12 protein-coding genes and 1 pseudogene are annotated in these 9,881 nt (G+C 42.1%); 5 read left to right on the top strand and 8 right to left on the bottom strand.

Annotated elements, in window-relative coordinates; all coding sequences use genetic code 11:
* A partial coding sequence (locus KDK67_RS12775; protein ID WP_276575161.1) for a DUF6444 domain-containing protein occupies positions 1-402 on the bottom strand: 402 nt, incomplete at its 3' end.
* 127 nt (positions 403-529) lie between these two features.
* The gene (locus tag KDK67_RS12770) at positions 530-1,792 is read right to left on the bottom strand and encodes a HEAT repeat domain-containing protein (RefSeq protein ID WP_250869192.1); all 1,263 of its coding nucleotides are present in this window, start codon (positions 1,790-1,792) and stop codon (positions 530-532) included.
* A gap of 414 nt (positions 1,793-2,206) precedes the next feature.
* On the opposite strand from KDK67_RS12770, the gene KDK67_RS12765 reads away from it, so the two are divergent.
* Positions 2,207-2,407: a hypothetical protein gene (locus KDK67_RS12765; RefSeq protein ID WP_250869190.1), complete on the top strand. Its 201-nt coding sequence runs from the start codon at positions 2,207-2,209 to the stop codon at positions 2,405-2,407.
* A 190-nt stretch (positions 2,408-2,597) separates the two neighbouring features.
* Complete coding sequence (locus KDK67_RS14475; protein WP_338101269.1) at positions 2,598-2,675, top strand: desulfoferrodoxin family protein; 78 nt, start codon at positions 2,598-2,600, stop codon at positions 2,673-2,675.
* A 44-nt stretch (positions 2,676-2,719) separates the two neighbouring features.
* Here the strand turns inward: KDK67_RS14475 and KDK67_RS12760 are convergent, their stop codons facing one another.
* Positions 2,720-3,397, bottom strand: coding sequence for a 4Fe-4S binding protein (locus KDK67_RS12760; protein ID WP_250869193.1), 678 nt, complete (start codon positions 3,395-3,397; stop codon positions 2,720-2,722).
* 119 nt (positions 3,398-3,516) lie between these two features.
* Between KDK67_RS12760 and KDK67_RS12755 the strand changes: the two genes are divergently transcribed.
* On the top strand, positions 3,517-4,110 hold the full coding sequence (locus KDK67_RS12755) for a YbhB/YbcL family Raf kinase inhibitor-like protein (RefSeq protein ID WP_250869188.1): 594 nt from the start codon (positions 3,517-3,519) through the stop codon (positions 4,108-4,110).
* 23 nt (positions 4,111-4,133) lie between these two features.
* On the opposite strand, the gene KDK67_RS12750 is transcribed toward KDK67_RS12755, so the two are convergent.
* Positions 4,134-4,493 carry a cupin domain-containing protein gene (locus KDK67_RS12750; protein ID WP_250869187.1) on the bottom strand — a complete coding sequence of 120 codons (360 nt, stop codon included), beginning with the start codon at positions 4,491-4,493 and terminating at the stop codon, positions 4,134-4,136.
* Positions 4,483-5,268 carry an ATP-binding protein gene (locus tag KDK67_RS12745; RefSeq protein ID WP_250869186.1) on the bottom strand — a complete coding sequence of 262 codons (786 nt, stop codon included), beginning with the start codon at positions 5,266-5,268 and terminating at the stop codon, positions 4,483-4,485. The genes KDK67_RS12750 and KDK67_RS12745 overlap by 11 nt, the downstream gene beginning before the upstream one ends.
* Positions 5,269-5,414: 146 nt before the next feature.
* On the opposite strand from KDK67_RS12745, the gene KDK67_RS12740 reads away from it, so the two are divergent.
* Both KDK67_RS12740 and aroC read left to right on the top strand, forming a co-directional pair.
* A complete protein-coding gene (locus tag KDK67_RS12740; protein WP_250869185.1) occupies positions 5,415-6,284 on the top strand; it encodes a cation diffusion facilitator family transporter in 870 nt (289 codons plus the stop codon).
* 26 nt (positions 6,285-6,310) lie between these two features.
* A complete protein-coding gene (gene aroC / locus KDK67_RS12735; RefSeq protein WP_250869184.1) occupies positions 6,311-7,411 on the top strand; it encodes a chorismate synthase in 1,101 nt (366 codons plus the stop codon).
* A gap of 161 nt (positions 7,412-7,572) precedes the next feature.
* Here the strand turns inward: aroC and KDK67_RS12730 are convergent, their stop codons facing one another.
* The 3 genes and pseudogenes from KDK67_RS12730 to KDK67_RS12720 all read right to left on the bottom strand — a co-directional run.
* On the bottom strand, positions 7,573-8,730 hold the full coding sequence (locus tag KDK67_RS12730; RefSeq protein WP_250869183.1) for an LL-diaminopimelate aminotransferase: 1,158 nt from the start codon (positions 8,728-8,730) through the stop codon (positions 7,573-7,575).
* Between the two features lie 126 nt (positions 8,731-8,856).
* Positions 8,857-9,684 carry an acetolactate decarboxylase gene (gene budA / locus KDK67_RS12725; RefSeq protein ID WP_250869182.1) on the bottom strand — a complete coding sequence of 276 codons (828 nt, stop codon included), beginning with the start codon at positions 9,682-9,684 and terminating at the stop codon, positions 8,857-8,859.
* 52 nt (positions 9,685-9,736) lie between these two features.
* A pseudogene (locus tag KDK67_RS12720) lies at positions 9,737-9,881 on the bottom strand (IS1 family transposase); the annotation flags it as partial.

Below are 9,881 nucleotides of genomic sequence, written 5' to 3'. Positions count from 1 at the left end.
ATCATTGGTCTCTAGAGTTTCAAGTAAACTCTCGCAATTGCTACATTTGTGCACTTCATGAAGTACAATTTCATCAGGATCATCTACCATTCTGAGCGTGGTTCCAGGATGGCCTTTCTGACCACCTTGTTTCTTTCCACTCTTTTTTCGTCTGCTTTGTGGGTTTGGCTTCTCATGAACAAAAACATCAGTCGAAGGTGGTTTACTACTATTACGACTGTTTTTCTTGAGTTGGTCTTCCAATTTTTTAACTCGTTCTTCGAGTTCTGTTATTCTAGCAGCCTGTAACTCGATGATCTTTTGTTGTTCAGCAATTATGTCGTATAACGTGGTGACAAGAGTAACAACTGCTTCTGGACCTTGTTCATAAACTGCCAGGATTTCTTTGCGTTTCGTAATCAATCACCTCGTGCCTGGTAAAACCAGGTTGAATTTCAGGGAGTGACTAAAATAGAGGCATAGTATATTGTTTTTTGGTAAAATCAATATCAAGCACTGATGGAATTGTGTTGAGTATTCTAAGTTTATATCAAAAACGTGAGGATGGCTGAATAGTTACCTTCTTTTTAAAATTATGTTTGTTTTCAAAAATTTGAGCTAGGGGTTCTATAGCATTTTCCCCAATGTTTCCAAGTACTTCGGCTGCATTTGTCCGAATACTGATTTCAGCATCGTTTAATGTGTCTATGAGTGGGTTTATAGCTCGCTCATCCCAAATTTCACCAAGACTTGCTACCATACTCAGTCTAACACGCTCAGAAGTGTTATAAATATTTTTGAGAACTAAATCCATATTTTGTTTTTGATATAAACATCCTGCGCGCCTCAAAGCATTCGAGGTGACAATTCGAACGCTCTCTTCTTCATCATTTAACAGATTGAACATGTCCTTTGTTGGAGCTTTCTCTTTAGAAAATCCTAATCCGCGCACTGCCCACTTTCGGATTTTTGCGTCTTCATTATTTAAATTATTAATTAAAGGTTCAATCGCTTTTTGCGTCCCGATGTATCCAAGTGCATTTGCAGCACTAGCCTGGACAGTTAGAAGTCTATCAGAAAGAGATTTAATCAAAGCATCTGTAGCTCTTTTATCGTTTAATCTAACAAAGTGACTAGCAGCATATTTTCTAACTTCATCGTTTTCATCGCTCAAGTATTTTGTAAGCGAACTGATTGAATCTGATTGTTTGAAGTTTCGGAATGATCTTGCAACTTGTTTAAGATGAATTGGAATCTGATCATCATGATATTTATCCAATGCTTCAATTGCTTTTTTATCATTAAAATTTTGAAGTGCCTCTTCTGAATAATACCTTACATCATCTACTTTATCCGATAAAGATTGTATGAGAGGATCAATTGCTTTTGAATCAGCAATAAGACCTAAAGATGAAGCAGCGGAACTACGAGCTGCCCAGTATTTATGAGATAGTATTTTTATGAGTGGATCGACTGCTTTTTTATTCTTTAAGCCACCAAGAGACGAAGCAGCATAGTCAACTACACATTCATCTTCATCATTCAACGATTGAATAAGAGGTTCTACAGCCCTCAAGTCACCACATTCACCAAGTACTCTCGAAACAAATCTTCTTATGTCCTTATCTTCACAATCTAAAGACTGAATAAGGATATCAAGGATATCAAATTTTGCGACCTGCATAAAAGTATCTTCGGCTTCAGATCTTATTTTGGAATCATTATGATTTAATGCATTGAGTATTCCTTGAAAATCTTTATTTTTTACTAAAGATTGTATATTAGGCTCTGTAATTTCAGTAATACTTCCCATATTTAAGAAATATTATTTTAAGGCATTAAGAGATGTTGATAACTAATTACAAAATCGATCTGTCAATTGCTTGATAGCTCGCTCTTGCTGTTCTGCCAGTTTCTTCTTGTATTGGAGTGGATTGTGGATGTTATCGAGTTTGAACCGGCTACGAATGCAGCTGCTAACCGTAAAGATAAAGCTTCCGCTTGTTCGATATTGATTCGATTAATGATAATCTCAATATTTTTCCAAACTCGTTGATGTCAAGTTCTGTCGTTGATTGGAGAATAGGCACATGAGAAATAAGGGGGGGACTATAAAAAGGAAAGTTGAATCTAATTCAAAACACATATATACTGAAACGGCAACGTTGATGCAAACAATGTCGCTAATGCGATAGCTTTTAACTGTATAAGCAATGAAATCCACTCAATGACGCAAGCAATACAAAACAACTCGGTTGTTAAAAAATTAAAAAAATACAAGGGGGGAGATACTATCATGAAAATAAAAGCTTTAATTTATAAAATATTCAAATTAACTTTAATTTGCATTGTAATATATACGACTAATTCAACTCTTGCGTCACCTGTTGTGGATAGCTTTGCTTATGCAGCAAACGCTGTAGATTAATCTAATGATAATCAGAGGGTTCAAATCCCTCATTTGCGATAATATTATCTATTTTGAATTTCAGTCACAGAAACCTGAGCAAGCTTGTTCTTGTTTTCATCTGAAGGTTCAAGATATTCCTTGCTGGTGCAGTTGCATTATCAAAGTTCTCCAGTTCAAGTGATCTGACTGCTAGTTCAAGCTTGAGAACATTCGTGAATACAAATCATTCTATGCTCTTGGATATTGTAGCATCCACGGTCTGTGGGAAAACTGCGTTGAGGTCTGATCGGGTTTAACACCTTATCATATTTTTTCATAAATGTTCCAGCTTCATTCAACTCTAAGCGCATCCACAGGACACTTTTGAACGCACTTCATACAACTGATGCAGGCAGTGTCCCTGACAACATCCTTCTTTGACACATCTATCCACATCGGACACACCCTGTCACATATCCCGCATGAATTGCAAAGCGAAGCATCACGCTTTATCTTCCTGATCTTGACCAGGTTCGTCAATGAAGCTGCTGCACCTTCCTTACAGAAATACCTGCATGCAGCCCTGTCCACGAAAAAGGAAAGCAGTATCGAAACAACCATGATCACTAACAGACCATCTATTACCACAGATTCCATGAGAGAATCATCAATGAGCTGTAATTCATACAGCACCAGAGCGGTCAGTAGGAAGAGCAATACTACATAGCGGAAATATAGTAACGGCTTATGAATCCTTTTTGGGATAAGTTTGTTGTATCTTTTACCGAGGACCCTTTTTCCCATCGAACCAATGATGTTCTGGAACATGCCCCTTGGACACATCCAGCCGCAATAGACCGGACCAAATAGCAGAGCAACAGGAACGGACAGTAGCACAACATAGAATGTTGACTGTGAGCCAAAATAAATGAAGATGGCAAGGCCAATAAGCTGAAGGCTCAGCCTGAACCTCTCAACCTTTTCGACCTTTTCGATCTTTTGCAATCTTGATATGATATTTCCTGCCACTTTCAACAGTATTGCCTCCAATAATTGTTAGGACTTTATCGAACAATATAGTTGAAAACTGCCTATTCAATATATAATTTATTAAAGGTACAGCCAAATGTAAGATAGGGGTAATTGAAATGCCTACATTGATAAAAATCGTTACATTCGCCACAATAATGCTGATCATAGCAGTATCGGGCTGTACAACCACTGATACTGATGAACCTGAACCAATACCGGTAATAATTGAGAACGAGGATTATGTACCGGAGCGGGACAACAACGAAGAACAGGACATATTCACGATCTCGACCAGCGCCTTTGAGAACAAGGGGGAAATCCCCTCACGATACACCTGCGATGGGGATAACATTAATCCGGAACTTATTCTCGGCATCCTATCTGAAGATGCCGAAAGCCTAGTGTTGATAGTCGATGATTCCGATGCTCCGAAGGGAACGTTCACCCACTGGATAGTATGGAACATTGAACCTAGATCAATTATCAAGGAGAACACAATTCCAGGAGTACAGGGACTTAACGATGTTAAAGGAACAGATTATTTCGGACCATGTCCACTTTCAGGAACACATAGGTACTTTTTCAGGATCTATGCACTGGACACTATGCTTGACCTTGGATCAGGTTCCACAAGAACAGCTCTGGAACAGGCAATGCAGGAACACATCATTGCAGAAGGAGAGCTAATGGGAACATATTCCAGAGAATAAAAAGGAAAAAGAAGAAGACGTAGTCATTCCAGAAGTTCAGTATCTTCATGTGAATAAGCCGGAGAGCAGCAGCACAGGATCTTCAGGAATTCACTCCCGGTATTTTCAAGCTTGTGCGCGACACCTGAATTGATCAGTACGGTGTCACCGGCACTCACCTCGAACACCTCAGCCTCCAGGGTCATGAGACCTCTACCAGTTGTTATATGATAGATCTCCTCTGCAACCAGATGTCGATGTGCAAGTGTTGAACTGCCCATGGGAACTATGGCTTCCGCAACGCTCTGCTTCTCACTGCCACCGCCATCGGGGTGCATAAGCTCCCTTATTATAGAACCGTCCTTTGTTATGAACGGCTCGATCTTAGCATAGTCAGTTCTCATCCTTTGTCCCTTCGTCTTTGAAGCCTTCGATCATCTCAAGCATTCTGTCCTTTATCTCAACGAATGGAGCGATATCCTCAAGTCCCGAATCCAGAGGAGCCTTACCTTCAAAATCCGCATTCATGAGCTCAGCAGAGAACGGGATCTCACCAAGTACAGGAATTCCAAGTTCTGCAAGCTTAGGTTTGACATCTGCAGAATTTCCTTTATTAACAACAGCAGCAAGATGTTCCACACCAATACCAGATGCAAGGTCCTTTATCCTGCTCGCAGTTTCTATCGAACGCATTCCAGGTTCCACGACTATTATCATAAGATCGATACCACGTGTAGTTCCCCTACCCAGATGTTCGATACCTGCCTCCATATCCATGATCAGTGCACTGGAATCCTTCAGGACCACATGCCTTAGCAACGCTCTTAAAAAAGAAGATGCAGGGCACATACAGCCGCTTCCGCCACGTTCGACCGTGCCCATGACGAGCATTTTCACACCATCGGGTCCAACAACACCGAATTTGTCCGTGATATCATCGACCTTTGGATTGTACTTGAACATCCCGCCAGCCTCACCTGCACGTTCATCGATCATTTCCTTATAATCCGTAAGTGGCAGTGGCGGCTTAGCAATTCCCAATGAAGATGCAAGGTTCATATCCGAATCTGCATCAATAGCAAGCACATCATACCCATCCCTTGCAAGCAACCTTGCAATCGTACCGGACAATGTGGTCTTACCCACACCCCCTTTACCTGTAACTGCGATCTTTACCATTGGTTAACCCTCATGAATGATTCAACTATGAAAATTTGATTATTAACAAGATGTATACGTGATATTAACGCAATATAATTATTTAAACTGCTCCGAACCCCCAACATACCTTTATATGTAACCCAAATATATAATTGCGATATACCATGGACGAACGCTCAAGAAAGATCCAGCAGATATTAGCAGTTATACTGGTACTGAATTTCCTGGTCGCTTTTGTAAAGATAGTCTATGGTACACTTACAAATACCCTCAGTATGAAGTCAGACGGATATCACTCCCTCTTTGACGGAATATCCAACATCGTCGGTATTATCGCTATTTTCGTGGCAGCTAAACCTCCGGACAAGAGCCATCCTTACGGACATAAGAAATTCGAGACCCTGGCATCGATCATCATTGCGACCCTTATCATCTTCGTGGGTTTCGAAATAATTCACAATTCAATTGATAGATTCACTTCGGACATACGTCCGAATGTAACGAACCTGAGCTTCCTGGTTATGATAGGGACAATGGCCATTAACATGATGGTCACCGAATATGAACGCCGGAAAGGTGAACAGTTAAGCAGTGACATCCTGCTTGCAGATTCCATACACACCAGAAGCGATATATACGTTTCACTTTCGGTCCTGGTAGCATTGGTAGCTATAGAAGCAGGTTACCCCATAATCGACCCCCTGATATCACTTATCATAGCAGCGGTCATTGTCAGGGCAGGTGTCAGTATAATCCTTAACAGCAGTAATACCCTCTGTGATGCAGCCCAGCTTGAAGAAGACATGATATGCTCACTTGTCTACGAGATAGAAGGTGTGGAGAACTGCCATAAGATAAGGACCCGAGGGTGTATTGGAGATATCCATATCGACCTTCATATAATGGTAAGACCGGATATGCCGCTCTACGAGGCACATGCAATATCACATAAAGTGATGGACCACCTTAAGAGCAAAATAAAAGGTGTTTCTGAAGTTATGGTGCATATTGACCCTCTGAAAGAACAAAAATAAAATAGCATCAAATGGAATAGATAAACATGCCCGGAAATACCTTTGGCCATTCTTTCAGGATAACAACCTGGGGAGAATCACACGGACGTGCATTGGGAGTCGTTATTGACGGCGTCCCCGCAGGACTTGCCCTTGACACAGATATGGTACAAAAAGAACTTAACAGACGGCGTCCCGGCCAAAGCGCTGTATCCACACCGCGTTCTGAGGCAGACAAGGTGGAGATCCTTTCAGGGATTTTTGAAGGAAAAGCTACCGGTACACCTATTTCCATGATGGTATGGAACAAGGATGCTGATTCGAGTTCTTACGATAATATCAAAGACCTCCCAAGACCGGGTCATGCAGATTATCCGTACATGGAAAAATACGGCATCCGTGACCATCGGGGAGGAGGACGTTCTTCCGCACGCGAGACCATTGGAAGAGTTGCAGCAGGAGCTGTTGCAAAAGAGATCCTTTCAAATTTTGGTATTGATATCATTGCACATGTGACAGAACTTGGCGGTATTCGTGCAAAAGAGATGCCTTTTGATACAATAAAGGAAGACATTGAAAAGACACCTGTCAGGTGTGCCGATCTGGAAGCGGCACAAAGGATGCTCGAAAAGGTAGGGAAAGCACGGGAAGAACATGACAGCATAGGCGGTGTTGTCGAAATAATAGCCATCGGTCTGCCACCGGGAATAGGAGAACCTGTTTTCGATAAACTTGATGCCGATATAGCAAAAGCGATAATGAGCATCGGTGCTGTCAAAGGTGTTGAGATAGGAATTGGAAATGAGGCAGCACAGATGAAGGGAAGTCAGATGAACGATCCGTTCGTACTGCAAGATGGAAAGATAATCGCACAGACCAATAATGCCGGCGGGATACTCGGAGGACTTTCCACAGGAATGCCCATAATCTGCCGTGCAAGTGTCAAACCCACACCATCCATATCAAAAGTGCAGCACACGGTCAATACAAAAGAGATGAAGAACAGCGATATCATCATCAAAGGCCGCCATGATCCAACTATCCCGCCACGAATGGTCCCCGTTGCAGAAGCTATGATGGCATTGGTACTGGTCGACCACATGATAAGAAGCGGCCACATTCATCCGAACTCGCTTTTGAAACAATGATAGCCTTCGGCTGAACCAGACACCATTGTTTGAAAATTATCTTAAAAAGAAGAAGATATCGTTTTAAAAAAGAACATGGGCCACCGAGATGGTGGCACTGTTCTGTTATTTATTCTGCTATACGTTTATTGTAGTTTTTGTGGTATGGTTATTGCCTGACCTTAGATGGTAAGCTTATCCATTCTTGCCACAGCTTCTTCTATACGCTCTACAGACTGTGTAAGAGCGAACCTTATGTAACCTTCACCATATTCACCAAAGCCGACACCCGGAGTTGCAACAATACCGGACTCTTCGAGCAAGAGCTTTGAGAACCCCATGGAATCGTATCCATCAGGAGTAGGAACCCACATGTAGAATGTTGCTTTTGGTGCCTTTGCGTCAAGACCGATACCTCTGAGACCCTTGAGAAGTGCATCACGCCTTTTCTGATAGATGCTGTTCATATCAGCAACACACTGCTGTGAGCTTGAGACTGCAGTGATACCAGCTCTCTGAACTGCATCGAAAGCACCGGAATCGATGTTGGATTTTACCTTTCCAAAGCCTTTTATGAGGTCCTTGTTACCAACAGCGAATGCAAGTCTCCATCCAGTCATGTTGTAGGTCTTGGACATGGAATAAAGTTCCATACCGACATCCATTGCCCCATCAACACTGAGGAAGCTTGGTGCAGTGTAATCATCATAGACCATTTCTGAATATGCGTTGTCGTGAACAACGGTGATGTCATTGTTCTTTGCGAACTCAACGACCTCTTTGAAGAACTTCACATCAGCAGTAGCGGATGTTGGGTTGTTCGGATAGTTCAGGAACATGAGCTTTGCCTTTGCAAGCTTGTCAGCAGGAATTGCGTCAAAGTCAGGAAGGAAGCCATTCTCCTCAAGAAGAGGCATGATGTGCGGTTCTCCGCCTGCGAACTGGGTTCCGATCTTGTAAACAGGATATCCAGGATCAGGGATCAATGCCACATCGCCAGGGTTGACAAAAGCAAGAGGGATGTGTGCAACACCTTCCTTTGAACCTATAAGTGTCAATGTCTCCGTTGCAGCATCAAGCTCGAGACCGCGTGTATCCTTGCACCAGTTTGCCACAGCTTCCCTGAACTCGATCATACCGGTGTATGAAGGATATCTGTGGGTTGCAGGGTCTCTGACAGCTTCACACATGGATTCAACGATGTGTTCAGGAGTAGGCATATCAGGGTCGCCGATACCAAGGTCGATCACATCGACTCCTTTTGCTTTTACAGCGTCTTTAGCTTCATCTATAGTTGCGAATAAATAAGGGGGTAATGCGTTGATTCTATCTGCGTACATATATTCACCTTTTTAAATGGGATAATAATCTCCGTTTTTAGCGCATTATTGCTACAAACCTATTTAAGAATCATGGGTGAGCTGAAATTATCTGGATTGATAGTCGATCACCAGGTAATAGTTATCTCAGTCATCCTTTTCCACAACGCTCAACTCTTCCCCTTTGTCCCTTAGAAGATCGGCGGAAAGAAAATCATCATCGCTTGGAAGCAGAAGTTCAAAGCCTGTTGTGTGGTCTATGCTCACAGTACCATCGATAAGCGTATAATCAAGAACATGGCCACCTTCGACACGTTCTGAGTCGATAAAATGGAAATGATATCCGGGAACATTCATGCCCTCTATATAATAAGGAAGCCAGAAACCTACGATGCTGCCCTCCACATCCTCATGTTCGAAAACGACCTGTTCACTTGCAACGACATCCACAAGTAGAGGATATGGCCTTTCCTGTGCTGGAACGCTGCGAACCTTCATCGAGCTGAAATTGCCATCTATTCTAATAGCATACATGATATTCTTAGAAGGCAATGCCTGTTCCAGCATAAAAGCGACCTCTGAAGAATTTATCTTCTCTTGCATAACAATGACTTCATCTGCTTCAAAAGCAGTGACCGCCGCAAAAGGCGTAAGCATGGTATCATCTGCCAGATACGCGAGACCATCGGTCCTTATCTGATAGACCTCACCGTCTATCACTATCATCTCACCATCGAGTGTGTTAAAGGTTCCAAGGCCTGTATCGCCTTTTTCTTTTAGCTCTTTGATCGTTACCTCACCATCATAAAGTCCCTCAAGCAGGGCATCGATTGTCGATACCTGATAGAGCACATCGTTTTGCACGTCGGTCTGCACAGCATTGAGCTCATTGCCATTCTGTCCCACACATCCGGAGAACAGAAGAGAGCATGTCAATAGAATTATAGATAGCATCAATAAGGTCCTTTTAGCCATTTGTATATCTCCCGAACAATTACAACAAATACTACATAAGAATATGGCATTGTTAACTAAACATAGGTAACTCTTTATTTCTGTACTTCATCAAAAGAAGAACAGAGTACTTCAGCATTTCAAGACTCTTAGTATAACACTTTGACTTTCTTCTCAATCTTGCCAGAAAGTGCCTAATTATGCTGTTATATCCTTCA

The sequence above is a fragment of the Methanococcoides seepicolus genome (assembly GCF_023684405.1).
Classification (GTDB): Archaea; Halobacteriota; Methanosarcinia; order Methanosarcinales; family Methanosarcinaceae; genus Methanococcoides; species Methanococcoides seepicolus.
The sequence above is the reverse complement of the archived record's forward strand: the minus strand, read 5'-3'. Positions and strand labels throughout refer to the sequence as shown.